The following is a 23,383-nucleotide window of genomic DNA, read 5'->3' as shown; positions in this document are numbered from 1 at the left end:
TTTTATTCGAATAAGGTAGACGATAAATACCTGTCGCCACGATCGCAAATAATAGCAACAATAAGGCCTTCATCTATACTTTCAGCAATTTGCAATGCGGAATACACCGAACCGCCGCTGCTCATGCCTGCAAAAACACCCTCTTCTTTAGCCAAACGTTGTGTTGTTGCCTTAGCATTTTCTTCTGAAACCTCAACAACTTGATCAACACGTTCGCGCTCGAAAAATTCTGGCAAATAGGCTTCTGGCCATTTACGAATACCTGGTATTTTAGCACCATCGGCTGGTTGTGCACCAACAATAGTTACATTTTTGTTTTGTTCTTTTAAATATCTGGAAACGCCCATTATAGTTCCAGTGGTTCCCATAGCAGATACAAAATGAGTTATTTTACCTTTTGTGGCTTCCCAAATTTCTGGTCCTGTGGTTTTATAATGTGCTTTCCAATTATCGTTATTTGCAAACTGATTTAGCAGCGTGTATCCTTTTTCGTCTCTTAATTTATAGGCTAAATCTCTAGAACCTTCAATACCAACATCTACAGAAGTTAAAATAACTTCGGCCCCATAAGCTCGCATGGTTTTTACGCGCTCTATGGTTGAGTTTTCAGGCATAATTATAACCATATTCAACCCTAATAATTGTGCTATTAACGCCAAAGCAATACCGGTGTTACCACTTGTAGATTCTACTAAAGTATCGCCTTTTTTTATGTCGCCTCGCTTTAAAGCTTCAGAAATCATGTTGAATGCTGCACGATCTTTAACGCTTCCGCCGGGGTTATTTCCTTCTAATTTTAATAGTAAGCGCACGCCTTCTTTTTTAACTAAATGCGTTGCTTCAACTAAAGGCGTATTTCCTATTTGGTCTAATATTGTTTTAAATGCCATTTTTTTTGGGTCTTATTTTAATTTCGGTTTGATAGGTTACCAATGAGTTTTTAGGAACGGAATGGGTAATCCAAACGTTAGCACCAATAATACTGTTTTCACCAATAACAATATCGCCGCCTAAAACTGTGGCATTGGCATAAATGCAAACATTATCTTGAATGGTTGGATGGCGTTTAATTGACGCTAAATCTTTTGAAACTTGAATGCCGCCAAGTGTAACACCTTGATAAATTTTTACATTTTTACCAATAATTGAGGTTTCACCAATTACAATTCCTGTACCGTGATCTATATAAAATGAATCGCCTATGGTTGCTCCAGGATGAATATCGATACCTGTAATGCCGTGAATATATTCACTCATCATTCGAGGTAAAATATAAACACCTAATTTATGAAGCGCATGACTCAATCTATGAATTGAAATAGCGTGAAAACCGGGATAAGCCAAATAAATTTCCTCTAAACAATGCGATGCTGGGTCATTTGTTTCAAAAGCTATAGCATCATCATCTAACTGTTTTCTAATATTTGGTAATTCACTTTTGAAGGTTTTCCAGATATCTTCAGCATTTTGAATATCTAACTTTGAAAGAATGTTTATAAACGTTTTTTCTAAATACGCGCTATTCGCTTCTTCTTGTTCGCAATCGAATAAAGAATAAAATAGTTTTTTAGTAAATTTTTTAACGGTGTCCTTTAAACAAACGTTGTAACTTTTCATTTGTGTTTAATTTACAGCTTATTTAATTTTTAATTGATAGTCGTTCAAAAATATTAAATCCTACAAGGTAAATGCAACCTTGCAGGATTTAATTTTTGTTATATTTTAAATAATGCTTAGTCTATGGCTTGCACAACGGCTTTTGGCGCCTCTTTACGTGTTCCATCGAAACCATCTACTCCAGAAACTGTCGTGTATTTTAATACAAATTTCTTTCCTGGATTAATGATTTTATATGCCGCTTGACACATAATAGTTGCCTCGTGGAAACCACAAAGAATTAATTTTAATTTTCCTGGGTAAAAGTTACCGTCGCCAATAGCGAAAATACCAGGAATGTTTGTTTGATAATCTAATGCGTTATTAACTTTAATGGCATTTTTCTCGATTTCTAAGCCCCAATTTGCAATTGGTCCTAATTTTGGAGACAACCCAAATAAAGGAATAAAATGATCGGTTTCTAAAGTTACTGGTTCTTCGTCTTTTTTAGTAATTTCAATAGCTTCAACCTTACCATCACCAATAATATTAGTTACTTCGGCTGGCGTAATTAAATTAATTTTACCTAATTTTTTAAGCTCTCCTACTTTTTCAACAGAATCTAAATGACCTCTAAACTCATTACGGCGGTGTACTAATGTTACACTTTTAGCAACATCGGCTAAAAAGATACTCCAATCTAACGCTGAATCTCCACCACCAGCAATTACCACGTTTTTATCACGATACATTTCTGGTTCTTTAATCATGTATTCCACACCTTTATCTTCGTAATCTGCAAGATTCTCTAATTGTGGCTTACGAGGTTCGAAACTACCTAAACCACTTGCAATTGCAACAACTGGCGCTTGGTGTTGTGTTCCTTTATTTGTAGTTACAATAAACGTACCATCTTCTTGTTTATCGATAGTTTCTGCACGCTCACCTAAAGTAAATCCAGGCTCGAATTGCTTACCTTGTTCTAGCAAGTTTTTAGTTAAGTCTCCAGCTAAAATCTCTGGAAAACCAGGAATATCGTAAATTGGTTTTTTTGGGTATAATTCTGAACATTGTCCACCTGGTTGTGGTAATGCATCAATTAAATGACATTTAAGTTTTAATAATCCAGCTTCGAACACTGTAAATAAACCTGTTGGTCCTGCTCCTATGATTATGATATCTGTTTTAATCATTTTGAAATATTAATTTTTCTCTATTAATCCTTTAGTAAATTCGTTTAGCGTTTCGACTTTTTGTTCGAAATCGCCTTTTATAGTTTTTCTGTATTCGTTTAAATTTTTAACTAAATCGTCGATATTCTCTGGAATAACTTCCTCGAAAAACTGACGTAAACGTTTTGCTGTTGTTGGCGACTTTCCGTTGGTAGAAATTGCCACTTTTACGTTACCTTTAGTTACAATACCGCCCATATAAAAATCGCAATACGGCGGATTATCGGCTACATTTACCAGTTTTGCTTCAGCTCTACAATCTTTATAAACCTCAACATTAACTTCTGGCACATCGGTTGTTGCAACAACAATATGCTGCCCTTGTAAATATTTTTTACTGTAAACATCCTCAATTAAGGTAACATCTCCTTTTTCAGCTAAAGCTGAAGTCCCTTCTCGAAACATTGGAGACACCATAGTTACTTTTGCATCTGGACTAGATTTGAGCAAAAAAGTGAGTTTCTCTTCTGCAACAAAACCTCCACCTACAATAAGCACCTTAAGGTTCTTCGTTTTTAAAAACACCGGATATAAATTATTTCTTTCCATAATTACCCGTTGTTCATAACTTCTGAAGCAATAGAACTTAACACAGCACGCTCTTTAACAACATCACCAATAATAATTATTGCTGGGTTTGCCAATTCTTGCTCTTTTACAATAGCTTCAATATTATATATTCTACCTATACCTACTTTTTCATCGGCTCTAGTGCCATTTTGAATAATGGCAATATGCGCATCTTGCTTATTTTCTGCTGAAAAAATTTCAACAATTTTATCAAGTTTACCCATACCCATTAAAATAACAACCGTAGCCGTTGATTTTGCTGCTAAAGCAACATCACCAGAAATTTTATGTTCCTTCGTAGTTCCTGTAATTACCCAAAAACTCTCTGAAGCGCCTCGTTTTGTTAACGGGATACCTTGATAAGCAGGCACTGCTAAACTTGATGAAATACCTGGAACCATAAAGGTTTCGAGCCCAAACTGACGAACATAATCTATTTCTTCGGCACCACGACCAAATATAAATGGATCTCCACCTTTTAATCGTACCACATGACCTTTTTCTTTAGCTTTAGCAACTATAAGATCGTTAATTTGCTCTTGTTGATATGCATAACACCCTCTACGTTTACCTACAAAAATAAGCTCCGCATCTTGAGAAGCATATTTTAGTAAACTCTCGTTTATAAGTGCATCGTAAAGGATAACGTTTGCCGATTCTATAGCCTTAATTGCTTTAAGGGTTATTAAATCTTCGTCTCCAGGACCTGCGCCTACAACTGTTAATTTAGGGGTTAATACATTCATTTTATATCTATTTTAAGCTTCTTGAGCTTGTTCTGCTTCTCTAAACGCTCTAACTGCAGCTAAGAACTTTTCCGCATTAGCGATGTAACTTACAGCAAAATCTTTAGTTGGTGCATTTTTGTTAATTTCATAGATTAATTCTGAAAAAGAAACACCTAAATCTATTCTTCCGCTTTCAATAAAAAGTTCATCGAACTGAGAAATAATTCCCGCATGCGTATTTGTTTTCTTGTTTTCGGCTAATAATAACGCTTTCGCGGAATTAACTAACGATTGGTATGCTAAATAGATAGCACCAGAGTAAACTTCATTTTCGAAAGATTCTTTTGCATTTTCAATTTTCTCTTCGCTTTCGAAAAACAAGGTAGCGATTAAATCGATAACAACACCAGCACACTCACCAACACCAATGGCTTTAACATATTTTTCTTCTTCACCCCAATCGATAAAATCTAAATCTGTTAAATTAGTAACATCTTGTAAATCATTTAACAAATCGTAAAAATAACGATCGCCAGTTTCTTTATAGTATTCTACAAACTGTTTTCCGTTTGCATTAGCTTCATAGTCATTTAAAATTCTGCGTAACGCTTCTGGACCTCTTCTACTTGGTACTTTAACCACTTTATCTGCAAAAGTAGCGTTACCATCACCTTGGTTTCCACCACCAAGTAAAACTTGTAAAGCTGGAGCCACCAATTTATCTTTTGTACGAACCGTCATCCCTTGGAAACCAATATTTGCCATATTGTGTTGTCCACAAGCATTCATACAACCACTAATTTTTATAACTAAATCTTCGTTTTTTAAATACTGTGGATATTCAGTTTTTATAACACGCTCTAACTCTTCTGCAATTCCGGTACTACTCGCAATACCTAAGTTACATGTATCTGTTCCTGGACATGCTGTAATATCGACTGCTTTGTTGTAACCAGCTTCTACAAATCCTAGTTTTTCTAATTCTTGATAGAAAAATGGCACTAAATCTTCCTTTACAAAAGGAATTACAATATTTTGACGTAGTGATAAACGTACTTCACTAGCCGCATATTTATCTACTAAATTTGCTAATAAACGTGCCTTATCTGTATAAAAATCGCCTAATAAAACTTTAATACCAATAGCTACATAACCTGCTTGCTTTTGAGGAATTAAGTTTGTTGATTTCCATAGATTGAAAGCTTCTTCGTTTTTAATTTCAACTTGAGGCGCTTCAACTTGAACTGGTTTAGAAGCTACATAAGCATCGGCATCAATTGCTACAGATTTAAACTCGATCGCTTTTTGTTCGTTATCGATTAACTCTCTAAATGCTTCTAGACCGATATCTTTAACTAAGAATTTCATTCTTGCTTTAGCACGACTTTTGCGCTCTCCATAACGATCGAAAACTCTTAATACACCTTCCATTATTGGAATGATTTTATCGGTTTCAACAAAATCATATAACACATCGGCATGTCTTGGTTGCGAACCTAATCCGCCAGCAACCATAACTTTAAATCCGCGAACACCATCTTTTTCTTTTGCAATATATCCTATATCGTGTAAATATGATAATCCGGTATCTGCATCGGTTGATGAGAATGACACTTTAAATTTACGCCCCATTTCTTGACAAATTGGGTTACGTAAAAAGAATTTATACAACGCATCTGCATACGGCGATACATCGAACGGCTCGTTCACATCAATACCTGCTGTTTCGCTAGCTGTTACATTTCTTACTACGTTACCACAAGCTTCACGAACAGTTACTTCATCTTTCTCTAATTCTGCCCAAAGCTCTGGCGTTCTATTTAAATCTACGTAGTGAATTTGTATATCTTGACGTGTTGTAATATGTAATCTTCCACGAGAATATTCATCAGACACATCGGCAATTCGGCGTAATTGATTACTTTTTAATTTACCGTAAGGTACCTTAATACGAATCATTTGCACACCTTCTTGACGCTGTCCGTAAACACCACGCGCTAAACGAAGACTTCTAAATTTTTCTTCATCAATTTTTCCTTTATGAAACAATTCGATTTTATTGGCTAATTCAATAATATCTTTTTGTACAATTGGATTTTCTATTTCTGTTTCGAAACTAAACATATTGCAATTCTTTTTTTAGCTTATTGTAAATGTATACCACACTCTCTATTATCTAATGCCTTTACAGGATCGAAATAGGTAACGTTTTTTGGTAATTTTTTCTTTTCTATTAAACGATCTAAGGCATCATCGTCCCAATAATAAAAAGGACTTACTTTTAAAATACCTTCTTTACTTAAACTTAAAATATTCTTTTTAGAACGAAGTTCTGTTTTACGATCACGAATATTTGTAAACCAAACTTCTGGTTGATGCTCTCTTAAGGCTCTTTTAAAAGGCTCTAACTTTACCACTTCTGAAAATAATGAATGATTTTCATCCTCTACACCAGGCAAACCAATTGTAGCATCAATTTCTGATTTTGATTTTAAAGGCTGATATTTATGAATATTTAAATTGTATTTTTCTATTAAATTTTCGGCATGTTTGTAAGTATCCGGTTCATTATATAGTGTGTCGCACCAAATAACTTTTATGTTTTTATCGTGTTTTGATATTGTACTTAACAATACTGCAGAATAAATACCAAAACTTGTAGTTACTATTCTATTATCAGTTAACTTTAACGCCCAGTCTATAATTTCACCTGGAGCCCAATGTCTTAATTTTTTATTCCAAAACTCAATATCTAATTCTTGTCCTAACATATTATTTGATGTTCACATATTATTCCTATCAATTTAATAGGAATTACAAATGTATAACTTTTTTTTAAACAAAAAAGACCTAAAACTATTTTTAAGAAATATTTAAATTAATTGAATTACAGGCAGAAAAAAACAACAACCAAGAGTTTATTTTAAAATATTCTCAGTTTTTTTTAACGATAAATCGGCTAATGTTGTATTTCTAAAAACGTTTAAAGCACTATCACGAACCTTAGCCATAAGCATATGCACGCTACAAGATTCTTCATCTACACAATCATCACATTTTTCGTAGTAATTTAAGCTTACACATGGAACCATGGCAATTGGCCCCTCGAGAACACGCATTACCTCCGTCATTAAAATTTCATGAGGTTCTTTTCGTAAATAATACCCACCATGTTTTCCTTTTTTAGAACCTAAAACTCCTGATTTTCTTAAGGTAAGTAATATACTTTCTAAAAACTTTTGTGGTATTTGCTCGTTTTTTGCAATGGCACTTACCTGAACAGGTTTTTCACCTTCAGAATTTACAATAAACGTTAGTGCCTTTAGGCCATATTTAGTTTTTTTAGATAGCATATTGCTAATATACTTATTTTACAATTATTTAATTTATGGTATGCGATTTTTCTAATTCATAAAAAGTTGCTTGCACGTAATCTTCATCATTACCAGTGTTATTTTGATTATAAACTCCAGCTTTAAAATACATGTATTGCCCACCTTGGTCGTAACCACTGTTTGCCATACTTATGGTTTTAACCACGTTGTCTTTTCCTTCTCGTAAAATAGTAACCACCATAGTATTATTTACCACTCTAATTTTATAAGAGAACTTTTCATTTAAAGCGATACCATCTTCAGGATTTGAAGCAGAACTACTGCGCGAACCAATTAACTCGTACCATTGCTCGTCTCCATAACCATCGCGTGGTTCGTGAGCGAAGTAAATAGATCCTAAATTATTTTCTGGTAATTTTCTATAATAAATTCGAATAGGCTCATCGTCGTTTGCATGAATTTGTCCAACAATTACGCGTCCTACTTGCCCACTATCGCCTGTGGTTGTAACATAATTTACAGCAAGTGTTGCTGACATTTCACCGTCGTAACCTGCCGCTGCACTAATGTCAGCAGCTGGTGCAGAACCAAATACCCAATTATTTTTATTTACGCCTTGTGTACTTATACCTGTATTTGTTCCACGAAGCATTTCGCGAAACTCGACCCTTGTATAACTTGTGTTTTCAGAAGTTTTATAGCCTGCTACCGGACATTTAAAAACCATTCCGCCATCTTCGGCAGTATAAAAATACTTTGAATTCTCATAGTTATTGTTTATTTGAGCAACAGTTACGGTTACTGCTGTACCATCGCCTTCATCTTCAGGAATACTTAAATTCCATGTAGATAAATCGAAGTTTTCTGCTGGTGAAACTTCAGCATTTAAACCTCCTGAATTTTCGTTATTATCATCTTCGGTTCCCTCTTCATTTTCTTCAACTTCTTCGATAATCTCTTCTTCCTCTGTTGGTGAATCGCTTGAACTACACCCAAAAATCGCTGTAGAAGCAATTAATCCTAATAGTATTAATGTTTTCTTTTTCACAAGTTTAGTTTTAGTTTATTTATGTATACAAGAACTGCAATGAGCATGCCAAATTAAATCGCTAAATCGGCCTTAAATACTGTTATTGCTTTTCCTTTTATTTTTACTTTATTATTAAAATAATTTACAATTAACTCACCGCCACGTTTCGATATTTGGTGCGACACTAAATTATTTTTATTTAACTTTTTTGCCCATAAAGGTGTTAAAGCACAATGTGCAGAACCGGTAACCGGATCTTCATTTATTCCAGATTCTGGCACAAAACAGCGCACAACAAAATCGGCTTCTTTATAGTTCGCTTTCGCGGAAATCATTAAATACCCTAAACCATTTGCGTTTAAAGCCTCGAAATTTGGCGAACAATTTTCAATATCTTTTTGATTTTCGGCAATCGCTATAAACCAATTTGCTTCACTTTTATAAATTTCCTTAGGCTTAAACCCTAAAAGAGCCTCAAAATTTACCGGAATTTCGGTTAAACTGACTTGGTATTCTGGGAATTCCATAGCAATAAATCCGTTTTCGTAATGAATTACTAAATCGCCTCCTTTAGCTTTAAAATGTATTGGTCGTTCTGTTGGCACTAAACCAACACTGTACATAATATGAGCTGAAGCCAAAGTGGCGTGACCACAAAGCGGAATCTCGACTGTTGGCGTATAATATTTAATTTCGAAATAATCATTTTTAGGAAATACAAATGCCGTTTCAGACAAATTCATTTCCATTGCTATGTTTTGCATCCAAGCTTCAGAAACTTCATCTTTTAAAAGCATAACACCGGCAGGGTTTCCTTTGAAAGCTTCTTCTGCAAAAGCATCAACTTGATATATTATGCTATTATTCAGCATGATTTAAAGCTTGATCTAGATCTTTAATAATGTCATCGACATGTTCTAAACCTACAGAAATTCGCACCATGCCATCTGTAATTCCAACAGCCGCCTTAACATCTGCCTCTACTTTAGCATGTGTTGTACTTGCTGGATGCGTAACAATGGTTCTCGTATCTCCTAAATTGGCCGATAAGGAACAAAGTTTAATATTATCGAAGAAATTACGTCCACCTTCAACACCACCTTTTACTTCAAAAGCTATAATGTTTCCTCCTAATCGCATTTGTTTTTTTGAAATATCGTACTTAGGATGCGATTTTAAAAACGGATATTTCACCCAATTTACTTTAGAATGCTTCTCTAAAAACTCTGCTATCTTAAGTGCATTTTCACAGTGTTTTTCAACACGAACTGCTAAAGTTTCTAAAGATTTTGATAATACCCAAGCATTAAAAGCACTCATAGCTGGCCCTGTTAAACGCGAAAACAAATAAATTTCGCGAATTAACTCTTTTTTACCAACAGTAACACCACCAAGCACACGACCTTGACCATCCATTAATTTTGTTGCCGAATGAATTACTAAATCGGCTCCATGTTTTATTGGGTTTTGTAAATAAGGTGTAGCAAAGCAATTATCTACAACTAATAGTAAATTATGCTTTTTACAAATGGCGCTTAACAACTCTAAATCTAACACATCAACACCTGGATTTGTTGGTGTTTCGGCGTAAATAAATTTAGTATTTGGCTGAATTAAACTTTCTACAGTTTCAACTTCGTTGATATTAAAATATGAGCATTCAATATTCCATTTTGGTAAATATTTGGTAAACAAACCATGGGTTGCACCAAACACCGAGCTGCATGATAATACATGATCGCCAGCATTTAACAAGGTCGCAAATGTTGAAAACACTGCCGCCATACCACTTGCAAAGGCAAAACCACTTTCGGCACCTTCCATTTTACAAACCTTATCTACAAACTCGTTTACATTTGGGTTGCTGTAACGACTGTATAAATCGCGTTGCTTTTCTTCGGCAAACGAGGCTCGCATTTCTTCAGCATCATCAAAAACAAAACCAGAGGTTAAGTATAATGGTACAGAATGCTCTGAAAACTGACTTGTTTCTGTCTGTGTTCGTATAGCTTCGGTTTCAAAATGGTTTTTATTGCTCATTCTTTTTCTTTTTATTTTTTCAATTTATTATTACACTTCAACTGCGCTCTGTGTGACAATCTATTTTTCGTGTAATTTAAAACAATACTAAAAATTACACTTATCTACTTAAGGGTTTCCACTTTCACGGAAACTAGTTTATGTGTTTTGACAACCTTAAAATATCACCAAAAACACCTCTTGCGGTTACCTCAGCACCAGCACCAGCACCTTGAATTACTATGGGTTGCGTACCGTAACTTTCGGTGAAAATTTCAAAAATAGCATCGCTACCTTTTACATGACCTAAAGTACTATCTTCTGGTATAGACACTAATTTCACTTCTAAATTTCCTTTGTTTTGCGATAAATCGCCCGACAAATCTCCAACATAACGCAATACATGTCCTGGTTTTTGCGCATCTTTTATGCCTTGATATTGCTCGTCTAAAACATCTAACTGACCCAAAAATTCATCAACAGAAATATCGCGATAAGCTTCAGGAATTAAATTTTGCACTGAAACATCTTCAAATTCATTTTCTAAATCTAATTCTCGCGCCAAAATTAATAACTTTCTAGCAACATCGTTACCCGAAAAATCTTCTCGCGGATCTGGTTCTGTATAACCTTTATCGATAGTTTCCTGTATAATTTTGCTAAACGGTTTACCTTCAGTCGAAAAATTATTAAATAAATAACTTAATGTTCCTGAAAACACACCTCGAATCCTTGTAATATTTTCTCCAGATTCATGCAACAACTTAATCGTATCAATTAACGGTAAACCTGCACCAACGGTAGTTTCGTATAAATACTGCTTATTATTTTCTTTAAGTTGAAGACGTAAATCTTTATAAAAATCGTGCGAAATGGTATTTGCTATTTTGTTGGATGAAACCAAATCGAAACCAGCTTCAACCAACGGTACGTAATTTTGATAAAACGTTGCACTAGCTGTATTATCGACCGCAATTAAATTTTCAAGGTGATGATTCTTTGCAAAAGCAATAATATCTTCAACCGAACTTTCAAAATTTGAAGATTTTATCTCGGTTGCCCAATTGGTTTTAACACCGTTTTTATTCAGTAACAATCGTCTGGAATTCGCAATAGCAAACACATTTAAGTTAATACCTTTACGTTTTTCAATCTCGTCTTTCGACTTTAGAATCTGATTAATTAAAGCACCTCCAACACCACCATGACCAAAAATAGCAATGTTTATTTTTTTAGCAATACCGAAAATTTCACCATGAATAACATTCATAGCTTTATGCAACTGACTCTTTTTAACCACCAAACTAACATTACGTCCTGTAACCGTATTATTGAACAACAACGGTGTAATTTGGTTTTTAATAAGCGCATTAAATGGTTTATGAAACGAACTTAACTCGATACCAACAATTGATATTACAGCAACATCGTCTACCACTTTTATTTCGTTAACGTCTTGCGAGTAAAAATCTCTTTCAAACTCACGTTCTAAAGCAATTATAGCTTGGTCTGCATCATTAGCATCAATTACTAAACCAATACCACGTTCTGAAGAACCTTGAGAAATTATACTTACACTAATATTTTTATTTGCTAAAGCTCCAAAAATTCTGGCATCAACACCGCTAATACCTAATAAACCACGACCTTCTAAATTTAAAAGTGCTACATTATCTAAAACAGATAAAGAAGTCACCTCTTTAGAGTTTGGCTTTGCTGTAATTAACGTGCCTTCGTCGTCTGCATTAAACGTGTTTAATATACGTAGGTTTATATTTTTTTCTACTAACGGAATTATGGTTTTCGCATGTAAAACCGTTGTACCAAAATTGGCTAACTCGTTAGCTTCACTAAATGATAATTCGCGTATTTTTTTAGCATCTTCAACCAAATCTGGGTTTGCCGTGTAAATACCATTAACATGTGTGTAATTTTCTAACTCTTCAGCATCTAAAAAATTAGCTAACAAGGCTGCTGAATAATTACTACCGTTACGCCCTAAAGTAGTAGTTTCATCATTTTTATTTGACGCTATAAAGCCAGTTACAACATTTACAACATCGCCACCATGTGCTTTAAAATGTTTTTTAACGTTATCCTTAGATAACTGATTTATAGGTTTTGCATTACCAAAAACATCATCGGTTTTTATAAGTAAACGTGCATCTGTTGGGTTCGCATTTATTCCCTTTTGCTTCAGTAATTCCGAAACTATTTTAATAGATAATAGTTCGCCTTGAGCTAAAACTTCATCTTTAGTTTTTTTACTATAATCACCTAATAAACTTACGCCTTCAAATAATTTTTCGAGTGTAGAAAACTCTTCAGAAAAATCTATACTTGGTAATGGTTGTAATTGTGCAGTTTTAAAAGCTTCAAATAAAGTTTTATAATCCCTTCCTTTGTGAGCCAAATCTAAAATAGCCTCCAACTCGTCTGTAGCACTACCGCGGGCAGAAACCACAACAGTAATCTTTTCTCCAGCATTTACTTTATTTTCAATAATTTGAATTACGCGGTTTAACCCTTCTCCATTCGCCAAAGATTTTCCACCAAACTTTAATACTTTCATTCTTTTCTTTTTAGAATTTGGCACAAAAATGCCTTCTACAATTTTTTCTAATTGGTCGTACTCCATTAAAAACGCATCGTGCCCATGCACCGAATGTATTTCGTTATACGTTACATTGGGTTTTGTAAGCGCCAATTGCTTGTGTGTTTCACGGTTTTCTTCTGCCGTAAAAAACATATCAGAATCTACACCAACAATATGAATATTTGCTTTAATAGCATCTAGCACATTAAAATTATCGCCTCTACCTTTGGTAACATCAATGGTTTTAAGCAACTGATTCATTAATTTATAAGCCGATAACTGAAAACGTTCTTGCAACTTTTTACCATGATGCAACAACCAACTTTCTACATTAAAAATCTCTAAATCCTCATTTTTACTACGCTGAAAACGTTCTTTAAACGATTCTGGTGTACGATAACACAACATGGCATGCATACGCGCATCGTGCACTGGGTTTTTAGAATTTAATAAAAATTGCTCCTGTATTTGGCAATTGGCAATTAACCAATCGGTCGATTTCCAATCGGTCGCCACCGGAATAAAATGTTCGGTAAAATCGGGTTTTAAAACCGCCATTTCCCAGCCAATTCCACCACCTAACGACCCCGCAATAGTGGCGTAAATTTTGCCTGTTTTTAAAATTTCTAAACCAGATAAAAACAATTTTGCCACATCGCGTGCAACAAAATCCTTATAATTATCAATAACAAAACCATCGTAACCATTACCCGGAATATTAAAGGCTAAAACCGTATACAAATTAGTATCAATAACCTTATCGTCTCCAATCAAATCTTTCCACCAACCATCGGCGCCAGCCACATTACTATTTCCTGTTAAAGCATGATTTACCAAAACAATTTGAGCAGTACCAAGTGGTTTCCCAAAAACCTGATAACTCAAGTTAATTTCAGGTATTTCCACACCGCTCAGTGTCGTGTAATTATTAATTTTTATGTGTTCCAAAAGTGCTTCCAATATTTTTTATTTTGGCGTTACCCCGCCCCGAATATTCGGGGTCGAGGTCGGGCTATACGTTACAAGTCCTCGCTATCGCTGTGGGCTTTCTACTACTATCCCTAACGCGGGGCTTATTTGCTAAGGTAAATTCTAAAACTAAAGCTTAGCAAAAACCGCTTTTAAATCGGCTTTTAAATCTTCGATGTCTTCAATACCAACCGACAAACGAATTAAATCTGGACCAACACCTGCCGATTCTTGTTCAGCTTCGGTTAATTGTTGATGCGTCGTACTTGCCGGATGTATAATTAAAGATTTTGTATCGCCAATGTTTGCTAATAACGAGAATAATTTCGTCTCGTCTGCAATAGTTTTAGCAGCTTCAAAACCACCTTTAGCACCAAAGGTAACAATTCCGCTTTGTCCTTTAGGTAAATATTTATCGGCTAAAGCATTGTATTTATTACTTTTTAAACCAGGATAGTTAACCCAAGCCACTTCATCTTGTGCTTCTAACCATTCTGCTAAAGCCAAAGCGTTTTCGCTATGTTGCTTAATTCTAACCGGTAAGGTTTCTAAACCTTGAATAATATTAAATGCATTGGTAGGACTTAAAGCGCCTCCAAAATCGCGTAAACCTTCTAAAATTAATTTAAAAGTATATGCCGCAGCACCTAAAGTTTCATGATATTTTAATCCGTGGTAACCTGCAGATGGTTCGGTAAATTCAGGGAATTTTCCGTTTGCCCAATTAAAGGTACCTGCATCAATAATGGCTCCACCAAGCGATGTTCCTTGTCCGCCAATATATTTGGTTAACGAGTGAATAACAATATTTGCACCGTGTTCTATTGGGTTTAATAATGCCGGAGTTGCAACAGTATTATCAACAATAAACGGTACACCAGCCGCTTTGGAGTGTGCTGCAATGGCTTCTAAATCTAAAACATCTAGTTTGGGATTCCCTAAAGATTCAACAAAAAATGCACGCGTATTATCTTGTACTGCAGCTGCAAAATTATCAGGATTATCTGCATCAACAAAAGTAGTTGTAATGCCTAAACGTGGTAAAGTAACTTTAAGTAAATTATAAGTTCCGCCGTATAAACTGCTCGATGCTACAATATGATCTCCAGCTTTTAAAAGCGTTAATAAACCTGTTGAAATAGCCGATGTTCCCGATGCAAAAACTACCGCACCAATACCGCCTTCAACTGCCGCTAAACGCTCTTGTAAAATTTGATTTGTTGGGTTATTTAATCGGGTATAAATAAATCCGAGTTCCTTTAAAGAAAATAGGTTTGCGGCATGATCTGAGTTATTAAAAACATAACTTGATGTTTGGTAAATAGGCACCGCTCTTGTTCCTGCGTTTGCGGTAACATCGTGACCGGCATGTAATGCGTTAGTTGCTAATTTTTGATTACTCATTTTTCTAATTTTTTAGTTTAAAATTTAAATTAAAAAAGTCAAAACGTACCACTATGGTATGCTTATTAGAAAAATGTTATTAAGATTGTGCGCGTAATTACAGAAAGTAATTTACGTTAGTTATCTATCTAAAAACAAAAGTTTTAGTAGAATGTAGCACCTTCATGACCAAATAATTTAATTTGAACAAGGGTTGCTAAGGTTTCAGCGGGTCTATTCCCTCCACCTTTCTTGATAACATTTCAATAAGTGTTTGAACTTTGTGAGTGCAAATATTCAATTAGAAAAAGTTAATATCCAAATTTTTTGGTGCTTTTTTTAATAATTTCTTAAAATCTACTTATCGTTTTGTAGTGCTTTAAACTTATTTTGAATAATTACATCAATAGGTTTTCCTTCAATTTTAGTTTCTAACCAAGAAATAATATCTAGATATAAAAACGCTCTGCTTTGATAAGGATTGTTTTCATATTCTTTTAATTTTTTATGCAATTTTATAAATTCGTTTTTAACTTCATGCGGATAAATATCACCTAAACGACGTAAAAATTTTATAAATTCTTTTTGCACATCGTATAAGTCTTGCATTTTGATTAAAAACTTATAAGTGCTTCGTATTAAAACATCTAAATTATAATCTAAACCAGCTTCGTAGTGTGCAACAAGATTCAAAATTCTTGAAAAACATAATAAATCTTCGCGTAACTGCAACGATTTATTACTAATAATTTTATTTAAAAACTCAATACATTTTTTATTCTCGCCAGCACCAAAATACATACTTGCAATTTTGTAATAAAACACCATAATATGGTGCTCATCTATTCTGTTTTTATAGCCTTTTAATTTGATTAATACCTCATCTATCAAAGGCAAACCAACTTTAAAGCTACCTTCAATAAAATGTAAATTAAACTTATTGTTGTAAATGAATAAAAATGCTAAACTAGAGTTATTATCATCTAAAGGAAACCATTTTTCTTGGGTTACTTCCTCTAAATTCTCTAGTCTGTTTTTAAATTTTTTATGTTGCTTTAAAAAGAAAAGTGATTCTAATAAATAATTATTTCCGCGTAAATAAAACACCGGATTTTGTTTAATCATTTCCGGATTTTCATTAAATAAATCTACCCACTTTGAGGCATATTTGTAACACGACAAAAAATCAACTGTTAAAAAACTGTACCATAAATACGATTTGTAAAGCCATAATTTTTCACGAAAACCTAGATGATTAATATCGTACTTGGGCATTCTATCGTTAAAGTATTTGGTAACAATTTGATGCTCTTCGTCGTTTTTAACATAACCTGTTTTTAAAAACAAACCATAAAGTTGCAATGACAAATTAGATAATTTACTTGCCACGACATTATGTAAACTAAGCTCTTTCGCTTGTATGGTTAACTCATCTGCTCTATTACTTAAACTTCTTGTAATATACTGAGATTCAATAATTTTTTCTAGCTCTACAATTTCGTATGCAATGTTTTTTTCTTCATTTGATATGGCTAGTGTTTTCGCTTTATCTAATATTTTTAAACTTTGCTTATAAAGGCCTTTATGATATAAAATAGTTGCAAAATCTAACTGCTCACGAATTTGTATTCTAATAGTTTTATGAGACGGATTTAACCTTAAGCTGATTAATATTTGTTTATATAAATGTGCTTTTAAATTAGATAATTGTTGTTTTTTAACAATGCCTTTTTTTAAAATGGCAGCTTCATCGTAAACAGGTAATTTATCCAGAATATTGAACAGCATTAAAAATTTCGAATCATCATTAACCCCTAAACGACCAACATAAAGCTTAAATTGACGTTTTTCAGATTTTGATAACGATTTAATTAACACAAATAAATTATCTTTTTGTTCTTTTGTCATAGTACAAAAACAATATTAAAATACTGATTTACAATAATTTAAAAACGCCAATATTACTTTAAACATCGTAATAAAGTTATGTTTTTATTAAAGTTTTATTTAACCAAAATATAACTTCGTGGACTAATAAGAAAATATTATTTAACAAATGTCTGATAATAAAGTCCAAATTTTTGATACTACCCTAAGAGATGGCGAACAAGTCCCTGGCTGTAAATTGAATACAGAACAGAAATTAGTTATTGCCGAACAACTAGATAATTTAGGTGTAGACATTATTGAAGCTGGTTTTCCAGTATCAAGTCCTGGTGACTTCAAATCTGTTGAAGAAATATCTAAACTTGTAAAAAATGCTACAGTTTGTGGTTTAACCAGATCTGTTGAAAACGACATAAAAGTTGCTGCTGAAGCTTTAAAATATGCCAAAACACCAAGAATCCATACAGGAATAGGCACATCGGAATCTCATATTAAATTTAAATTCAAATCTAATCAAGATGATATTATTGAGCGTGCTGTTAAAGCAGTAAGTTATGCAAAATCGTTTGTAGAAGATGTTGAATTTTACGCTGAAGATGCAGGACGAACAGACAATGCCTATTTAGCACGTGTTTGTGAAGCTGTAATTAAAGCTGGTGCAACCGTATTAAATATTCCTGACACAACCGGTTATTGCTTACCTAGCGAGTATGGTGCCAAAATAAAGTATTTAAAAGAAAACGTAAAAGGTATAGATAAAGCTATTTTATCTTGCCACTGCCATAACGACTTAGGGCTAGCTACAGCAAACTCTATTGAAGGTGTTATTAATGGGGCTCGTCAAATTGAATGTACTATAAATGGTATTGGTGAACGCGCAGGAAACACCGCTTTAGAAGAAGTGGTTATGATCTTAAGACAACACCCTCACCTAAATTTAGATACTAATATAAATTCTGAAATGCTTTACGGCTTAAGCCAATTAGTATCAGATAGTATGGGTATTTACACCCAACCAAATAAAGCAATTGTTGGTGCAAATGCGTTTGCCCATAGCTCAGGAATACATCAAGATGGTGTTATTAAAAATCGTGAAACTTACGAAATTATAGACCCTAAAGATGTTGGTGTTACAGAATCTGCTATTGTTTTAACTGCAAGAAGTGGTCGTGCTGCTTTGGCGTATCGTGCTAAAAATGTGGGTTACGAATTAACAAAGCTTCAATTAGATGAAATTTACGCAAGCTTCTTAGAATTCGCTGATAAGAAAAAGGAAATTGACGATAACGACATTCATAAAATAATAGAAAGCAGCAGATTATATAAAGAAATTACATCGGCGTAATAAAAGTTTGATTTAAAAACCTTACTTTTAAGTAAACTTTACACGCTGTAAGTTTCTAATACCCCTAAAAAATGAAGTTAAACATAGCTGTTTTACCAGGTGATGGCATTGGTCCGGAGGTTACAGCGCAAGCCGTTAAAGTTTTAAAGGCTATTGCTATAAATTTCGATCATGTATTTACCTTTTCTAATGCATTAGTTGGCGCTAGTGCCATTGAAAAATTTAACGATCCATTACCTGAAGCAACTATTGAAACTTGCAAAAATGCAGATGCTATTTTGTTTGGTGCCATTGGAAAAACATCTTACGACTTAGATCCATATGCAAAAATAAGACCTGAACAAGGTTTGCTTCGTTTGCGTAAAACACTAGATTTACACACTAATATTCGCCCTGTAATTGCTTACGATGATTTATTAATTAAGTCATCACTTAAAAAAACGCAAATTAAAGGTACAAATATTTTAATTTACAGAGAGTTAACTAGCGGCATTTATTTTGGCGATAAATATTTAAGTGAAGATAATAACACAGCAAGCGATGTATGTAAATATACACGCGAAGAAATTGAACGTGTTGCACACTCAGCATTTAAAGCCGCACAAAGTAGAAAACGAAAACTTACTTTAGTTGATAAAGCCAATGTTTTAGAAAGTTCAAGACTTTGGCGCCGTGTAGTACAAGAATTGGCTACGCAATACTCGAACGTAGAGGTGAACTATACGTATATTGATAATGCTGCAATGGAACTTATTATAAACCCAAAACAATTTGACGTTATTTTAACTGAAAATATGTTTGGCGATATATTATCTGAGGAAGCAAGTGTTATAGTAGGTTCAATTGGTTTATTAGCCTCTGCTTCTATTGGCGATAATCATGTCATGTTCGAACCTATTCATGGTGCTTATACCAAGGCTACTAATAAAGGCATTGCTAACCCAATAGCATCCATTTTATCTGCAGCCATGTTGTTAGAACATTTTGGTTTAGACGATGAAGCATCACTAGTTAGAGATGCTGTAGAAAAATCGTTAACATTGCATATAACAACCCCAGATCTCAATAACAAGTACGACAATATTACCACCACCAAAGTTGGCGATTTTATTGAAGATTTTATCAATAATCCAGATGAGACCAACTTAAATTTTACCAACATCCATTTGGGTCAATCTACAATTATATAATTTTGGTGTAGTTAAAATTATGTAGGTTTTTCCTAAAAAAACAAAAAGCACATTTTAAAATGTGCTTTTTTTATTTATTCTGTTTTTTTTACTGCGGAAACTTCGCCGCTATTTTATCTAAACACAAATTATGAATACTACCTTCATGCGTATGTTTTTTTGATGTATCGGGTTTATACGTTCCGTTTTGAACTTCGCTACCTATTTTTTGATAAGCCTCTCTAAAACTCATACCATCAACCACCAAAGTATTTATGTTATCTACCGTAAAAAGGTATTTGTATTTATCATCGTTTAAATCTATATCTTTTACAATGATTTGTTGAATGGAATAATTAAAAATATCTAAAATACCTTTTAACTCCTCGAAAGCAGCAATCATGTTTTCTTTTATTAACTGAAAATCTCTGTGATAACCACTAGGTAAATTATTAGTAATTAAAATCATTTCGGTTTGAAGCGCTTGTATTTTATTACATTTTCCGCGAATTAACTCAAAAACATCCGGGTTCTTCTTATGAGGCATAATGCTACTTCCAGTAGTTAATTCATCTGGAAAAGAGATGAAATTAAAATTCTGACTCATATACAAACACACATCCATAGCAAAACGCGATAACGTATTGGCCAAACTACCTAATGCCACAGCAATGGTTCGTTCGTTTTTACCACGTCCCATTTGTGCTGCAACCACATTGTATTTTAAGGTAGAAAACTTCATTTCTTTGGTAGTTAACGTTCTATCTATAGGGAAAGAACTACCATAACCTGCAGCAGAACCTAACGGATTTTGATCTACTGTTTTTATGGCGGCATTTAGAATATACACATCATCAATCATAAGTTCTGCGTAAGCAGAAAACCATAACCCGAACGATGATGGCATTGCAACTTGTAAATGTGTGTAACCAGGTAACAATTTTTCTTTATAATTTTCAGCTTGAGCTAAAAGTGTATCGAAAAGTGTTTTTGTTTTAGATTTAATTTCCGCAAGGTTATCTTTATAATATAAATGGCAAGCCACTAAAACTTGATCGTTTCTAGAACGGGCTGTGTGTATTTTTTTTCCAACTTCACCTAACATTTTGGTAAGCTCGAATTCTATTTTAGAATGCACATCTTCAAACTGCTCATCGATAACAAACGTGCCATTTTCAATTTGTTTTTCAAGTGTTTTTAACCCGCCTAATAAATCAATTAATTCTTCAGCCGAAATAATACCAATCTTTTGCAACATTTTAGCATGAGCGCGCGATGCAATAACATCGTATTTTGCAATATGAATATCAATTTCTCGATCGTTTCCAACGGTAAATTGCTCTATTTTTTTATCTATCGATATACCTTTATCCCAGAGTTTCATTTTTTAACTTTTTTTGTCATTCCTGCAATAGCGGGAACTATTTTATTTTATTACTCAAAACCCTTCGACTGCGCTCAGGGTGACAAGCCTTTTTATTTTGGTGCTTCGCATTTAGATAAAAGACTCATATTATAACTGTATTAGTCTTGATTCTCGATTCTATTTTCTCGGTTCGTTTAAAGCACTTTTTCTAATAATTCAATATATATTTTTACACCTTCTTCAATTTCATTTAAATAAATAAACTCATCGGCAGAATGCGAACGTGTACTATCACCAGGACCGAGCTTTAAACTCGGACAGCTTAATACCGCTTGATCGGACAATGTTGGCGAACCATAGGTTTCTCTACCCATAGCTATTCCAGCTTTAACCAAGTCGTGATCGACAGGAATAGACGACGAATTTAACCTTAAACTTCGCGGTGTAATACTTGTTACCGGTGCTTCATTTTGTAAAATTTCTGCAATTTCGGCATTACTATAAGCATCGTTTACACGAACATCTATTACTAATTTTAAATCGGCAGGAACTGCATTATGTTGCTTTCCGGCACTAATTTGACTAACCGTTAACTTCACATCGCCTAAAGCTTCAGAACCTTTATCGAATTTATAATCTTTAAACCATTGTAAGGCTTCAATAGATTTATAAATAACATTATCGTTGTTTGGATGTGCGGCATGACTTGGAGTTCCTGTTAACACAGCATCAAAAACTACTAAGCCTTTTTCGGCAACGGCTAAATTCATTAAAGTAGGTTCCCCAACTATGGCCACATCTACTTTTGGTATTACAGACAACATGCTGTTAAGCCCATTTGGACCGCTGCTTTCTTCTTCCGCGGAAGCGACAATTACTAAGTTATATTTTAAATTTTCTTTATTGTAAAAATAAGCAAAAGTTGCCAGCAAAGACACCAAGCAACCGCCAGCATCGTTACTACCTAAACCGAATAATTTTCCATCTTCTACAATGGCTTTAAACGGGTCTTTGGTATAAGCAGAATTTGGCTTAACCGTATCGTGATGCGAGTTTAACAACAAGGTTGGTTTGCCTTCGGCAAAGTGTTTGTTTACCGCCCAAACATTGTTTTTTGTACGTTTATAATCTATGTTTTGTTGTTTAAACCAAGCTTCAATATGTAACGCGGTTTCGTTTTCTTCGGAAGAAAATGATTGCGTTTCTATCAAGTTTTTTAATAACGCGATAGCCTCGTTGGTTAATTGCTCAATCATATATATAAGGTTGAAAATTTTTGATCTCTATTTGTAATAACCGATGGATTACCAATGATTACCCTTGAAACACCTTCTTGCAACGCGTAATAACAATTTTCGAGTTTAGGAAGCATGCCTCCTGCAAATTTTCCTTGAATTTTTAAGGTTTCATAGGTTCCTGAATCCATATAATCGATTACAGAATTATCGTCATCAACATCCAATAACACGCCGTTTTTTTCGAAACAATAAATTAATTCGGTTTTATAATGTCTTGATAATGCTATAGCAACTTCCGAAGCTATTGTATCGGCATTGGTGTTTAGCAATTGTCCGTTTTGGTCGTGTGAAATAGCACAAAACACCGGTGTAATATCATTATCTATTAACACTTGCATGGCTTTGGTATTCACTTTTTTTACATCGCCAACATAACCATAATCTATTTTTTTAACAGGACGCTTTACAGAAACAATAGTGTTTCCATCGGCACCCGAAAAACCAATAGCGTTACAATTGTAAGCTTGCAACTTTGCTATAATGTTTTTGTTTATTTTACCTGCATAAACCATAGAAATAATATCTAAAGTAGCTGAATCTGTAATGCGACGTCCGTCTACCATATTTACTGGAACCTGCATATCTTGAGCTAGTTTTGTTGCTAATTTTCCGCCGCCATGAACCAAAACTTTTAGCCCTTCAAGCGAAGCAAATTGCGATAAAAATTTCTCTAATGCCGCTTCGTTATCTATAACGTTGCCTCCTACTTTTACTATTTTTATTGTTTCCATTTAAGCTGAACTTGATATTTAGTTCTTAATTATTGTTTCATTGGATTCTGAAACAAGTTCAGAATGACAAAAATTTATTTACTTTAAATAATATCCCAAAACAACGTTTCTACTACGCTCAACGTGACA

The 23,383-nt window shown here is 34.0% G+C and carries 19 protein-coding genes and 1 riboswitch; of the genes, 2 read left to right on the top strand and 17 right to left on the bottom strand.

Annotated features, from left to right (window positions below; genetic code table 11):
* Nucleotides 1–2 precede the first annotated feature (2 nt).
* The 14 genes from cysM to LG649_RS07070 all read right to left on the bottom strand — a co-directional run bounded on the left by cysM (nucleotide 3) and on the right by LG649_RS07070 (nucleotide 17,366).
* Entirely contained in the window at nucleotides 3–890 is an 888-nt protein-coding gene (gene cysM / locus LG649_RS07135) for a cysteine synthase CysM (RefSeq protein ID WP_226542765.1), read from the bottom strand.
* Nucleotides 880–1,617 carry a serine O-acetyltransferase EpsC gene (gene epsC, locus LG649_RS07130; RefSeq protein WP_226542764.1) on the bottom strand — a complete coding sequence of 246 codons (738 nt, stop codon included), beginning with the start codon at nucleotides 1,615–1,617 and terminating at the stop codon, nucleotides 880–882. Before epsC ends, cysM begins: the two co-directional genes overlap by 11 nt.
* Nucleotides 1,618–1,733: 116 nt before the next feature.
* Nucleotides 1,734–2,789 carry an NAD(P)/FAD-dependent oxidoreductase gene (locus tag LG649_RS07125; protein ID WP_226542762.1) on the bottom strand — a complete coding sequence of 352 codons (1,056 nt, stop codon included), beginning with the start codon at nucleotides 2,787–2,789 and terminating at the stop codon, nucleotides 1,734–1,736.
* Nucleotides 2,790–2,798: 9 nt separating this feature from the next.
* Nucleotides 2,799–3,377: a precorrin-2 dehydrogenase/sirohydrochlorin ferrochelatase family protein gene (locus LG649_RS07120; protein WP_226542760.1), complete on the bottom strand. Its 579-nt coding sequence runs from the start codon at nucleotides 3,375–3,377 to the stop codon at nucleotides 2,799–2,801.
* Between the two features lie 2 nt (nucleotides 3,378–3,379).
* On the bottom strand, nucleotides 3,380–4,144 hold the full coding sequence (cobA, locus tag LG649_RS07115) for a uroporphyrinogen-III C-methyltransferase (RefSeq protein WP_226542758.1): 765 nt from the start codon (nucleotides 4,142–4,144) through the stop codon (nucleotides 3,380–3,382).
* Between the two features lie 12 nt (nucleotides 4,145–4,156).
* Entirely contained in the window at nucleotides 4,157–6,250 is a 2,094-nt protein-coding gene (locus tag LG649_RS07110) for a HEPN domain-containing protein (RefSeq protein ID WP_226542755.1), read from the bottom strand.
* A gap of 20 nt (nucleotides 6,251–6,270) precedes the next feature.
* Nucleotides 6,271–6,897, bottom strand: coding sequence for a phosphoadenosine phosphosulfate reductase domain-containing protein (locus tag LG649_RS07105; RefSeq protein WP_226542753.1), 627 nt, complete (start codon nucleotides 6,895–6,897; stop codon nucleotides 6,271–6,273).
* Between the two features lie 147 nt (nucleotides 6,898–7,044).
* Nucleotides 7,045–7,479 carry an RrF2 family transcriptional regulator gene (locus LG649_RS07100; RefSeq protein ID WP_226542743.1) on the bottom strand — a complete coding sequence of 145 codons (435 nt, stop codon included), beginning with the start codon at nucleotides 7,477–7,479 and terminating at the stop codon, nucleotides 7,045–7,047.
* 28 nt (nucleotides 7,480–7,507) lie between these two features.
* Nucleotides 7,508–8,509, bottom strand: a complete 1,002-nt coding sequence (locus LG649_RS07095; RefSeq protein ID WP_226542741.1) for a polysaccharide lyase family 7 protein — start codon at nucleotides 8,507–8,509, stop codon at nucleotides 7,508–7,510.
* A gap of 53 nt (nucleotides 8,510–8,562) precedes the next feature.
* Nucleotides 8,563–9,363, bottom strand: a complete 801-nt coding sequence (locus LG649_RS07090) for a PhzF family phenazine biosynthesis protein (protein WP_226542739.1) — start codon at nucleotides 9,361–9,363, stop codon at nucleotides 8,563–8,565.
* Nucleotides 9,353–10,531 carry a trans-sulfuration enzyme family protein gene (locus tag LG649_RS07085; RefSeq protein ID WP_226542737.1) on the bottom strand — a complete coding sequence of 393 codons (1,179 nt, stop codon included), beginning with the start codon at nucleotides 10,529–10,531 and terminating at the stop codon, nucleotides 9,353–9,355. Before LG649_RS07085 ends, LG649_RS07090 begins: the two co-directional genes overlap by 11 nt.
* Nucleotides 10,532–10,664: 133 nt before the next feature.
* Nucleotides 10,665–14,066, bottom strand: coding sequence for a bifunctional aspartate kinase/homoserine dehydrogenase I (gene thrA / locus LG649_RS07080; protein WP_226542735.1), 3,402 nt, complete (start codon nucleotides 14,064–14,066; stop codon nucleotides 10,665–10,667).
* 138 nt (nucleotides 14,067–14,204) lie between these two features.
* Nucleotides 14,205–15,479 carry an O-acetylhomoserine aminocarboxypropyltransferase/cysteine synthase family protein gene (locus LG649_RS07075; RefSeq protein WP_226542726.1) on the bottom strand — a complete coding sequence of 425 codons (1,275 nt, stop codon included), beginning with the start codon at nucleotides 15,477–15,479 and terminating at the stop codon, nucleotides 14,205–14,207.
* A gap of 117 nt (nucleotides 15,480–15,596) precedes the next feature.
* A riboswitch (SAM riboswitch) is annotated at nucleotides 15,597–15,720 on the bottom strand.
* Nucleotides 15,721–15,815: 95 nt separating this feature from the next.
* Nucleotides 15,816–17,366: a hypothetical protein gene (locus LG649_RS07070; RefSeq protein ID WP_226542718.1), complete on the bottom strand. Its 1,551-nt coding sequence runs from the start codon at nucleotides 17,364–17,366 to the stop codon at nucleotides 15,816–15,818.
* 148 nt (nucleotides 17,367–17,514) lie between these two features.
* Here LG649_RS07070 and LG649_RS07065 point away from each other — a divergent pair, with 148 nt between their 5' ends.
* A complete protein-coding gene (locus LG649_RS07065; RefSeq protein ID WP_082050890.1) occupies nucleotides 17,515–18,690 on the top strand; it encodes a 2-isopropylmalate synthase in 1,176 nt (391 codons plus the stop codon).
* A 71-nt stretch (nucleotides 18,691–18,761) separates the two neighbouring features.
* Nucleotides 18,762–19,880, top strand: coding sequence for a 3-isopropylmalate dehydrogenase (leuB, locus tag LG649_RS07060; protein WP_226542716.1), 1,119 nt, complete (start codon nucleotides 18,762–18,764; stop codon nucleotides 19,878–19,880).
* An 88-nt stretch (nucleotides 19,881–19,968) separates the two neighbouring features.
* Here the strand turns inward: leuB and argH are convergent, their stop codons facing one another.
* The 3 genes from argH to argB form a co-directional block, all read right to left on the bottom strand.
* Nucleotides 19,969–21,243: an argininosuccinate lyase gene (gene argH / locus LG649_RS07055; protein WP_226542714.1), complete on the bottom strand. Its 1,275-nt coding sequence runs from the start codon at nucleotides 21,241–21,243 to the stop codon at nucleotides 19,969–19,971.
* Between the two features lie 176 nt (nucleotides 21,244–21,419).
* The gene (locus tag LG649_RS07050; protein WP_226542712.1) at nucleotides 21,420–22,481 is read right to left on the bottom strand and encodes a M20 family metallo-hydrolase; all 1,062 of its coding nucleotides are present in this window, start codon (nucleotides 22,479–22,481) and stop codon (nucleotides 21,420–21,422) included.
* Complete coding sequence (gene argB / locus LG649_RS07045) at nucleotides 22,478–23,254, bottom strand: acetylglutamate kinase (RefSeq protein ID WP_226542710.1); 777 nt, start codon at nucleotides 23,252–23,254, stop codon at nucleotides 22,478–22,480. The genes LG649_RS07050 and argB overlap by 4 nt, the downstream gene beginning before the upstream one ends.
* Between the last annotated feature and the right edge of the window lie 129 nt (nucleotides 23,255–23,383).

The sequence above is a fragment of the Neotamlana laminarinivorans genome (assembly GCF_020523925.1).
Classification (GTDB): Bacteria; Bacteroidota; Bacteroidia; order Flavobacteriales; family Flavobacteriaceae; genus Neotamlana; species Neotamlana laminarinivorans.
The sequence above is the reverse complement of the archived record's forward strand: the minus strand, read 5'-3'. Positions and strand labels throughout refer to the sequence as shown.

Coding starts and splice junctions, on each gene's coding strand:
- cysM (WP_226542765.1), bottom strand. CDS start 890: ATGGCATTTAAAACAATATTAGACCAAATAGGAAATACGCCTTTAGTT.
- epsC (WP_226542764.1), bottom strand. CDS start 1,617: ATGAAAAGTTACAACGTTTGTTTAAAGGACACCGTTAAAAAATTTACT.
- LG649_RS07125 (WP_226542762.1), bottom strand. CDS start 2,789: ATGATTAAAACAGATATCATAATCATAGGAGCAGGACCAACAGGTTTA.
- LG649_RS07120 (WP_226542760.1), bottom strand. CDS start 3,377: ATGGAAAGAAATAATTTATATCCGGTGTTTTTAAAAACGAAGAACCTT.
- cobA (WP_226542758.1), bottom strand. CDS start 4,144: ATGAATGTATTAACCCCTAAATTAACAGTTGTAGGCGCAGGTCCTGGA.
- LG649_RS07110 (WP_226542755.1), bottom strand. CDS start 6,250: ATGTTTAGTTTCGAAACAGAAATAGAAAATCCAATTGTACAAAAAGAT.
- LG649_RS07105 (WP_226542753.1), bottom strand. CDS start 6,897: ATGTTAGGACAAGAATTAGATATTGAGTTTTGGAATAAAAAATTAAGA.
- LG649_RS07100 (WP_226542743.1), bottom strand. CDS start 7,479: ATGCTATCTAAAAAAACTAAATATGGCCTAAAGGCACTAACGTTTATT.
- LG649_RS07090 (WP_226542739.1), bottom strand. CDS start 9,363: ATGCTGAATAATAGCATAATATATCAAGTTGATGCTTTTGCAGAAGAA.
- LG649_RS07085 (WP_226542737.1), bottom strand. CDS start 10,531: ATGAGCAATAAAAACCATTTTGAAACCGAAGCTATACGAACACAGACA.
- LG649_RS07075 (WP_226542726.1), bottom strand. CDS start 15,479: ATGAGTAATCAAAAATTAGCAACTAACGCATTACATGCCGGTCACGAT.
- LG649_RS07070 (WP_226542718.1), bottom strand. CDS start 17,366: ATGACAAAAGAACAAAAAGATAATTTATTTGTGTTAATTAAATCGTTA.
- LG649_RS07065 (WP_082050890.1), top strand. CDS start 17,515: ATGTCTGATAATAAAGTCCAAATTTTTGATACTACCCTAAGAGATGGC.
- leuB (WP_226542716.1), top strand. CDS start 18,762: ATGAAGTTAAACATAGCTGTTTTACCAGGTGATGGCATTGGTCCGGAG.
- argH (WP_226542714.1), bottom strand. CDS start 21,243: ATGAAACTCTGGGATAAAGGTATATCGATAGATAAAAAAATAGAGCAA.
- LG649_RS07050 (WP_226542712.1), bottom strand. CDS start 22,481: ATGATTGAGCAATTAACCAACGAGGCTATCGCGTTATTAAAAAACTTG.
- argB (WP_226542710.1), bottom strand. CDS start 23,254: ATGGAAACAATAAAAATAGTAAAAGTAGGAGGCAACGTTATAGATAAC.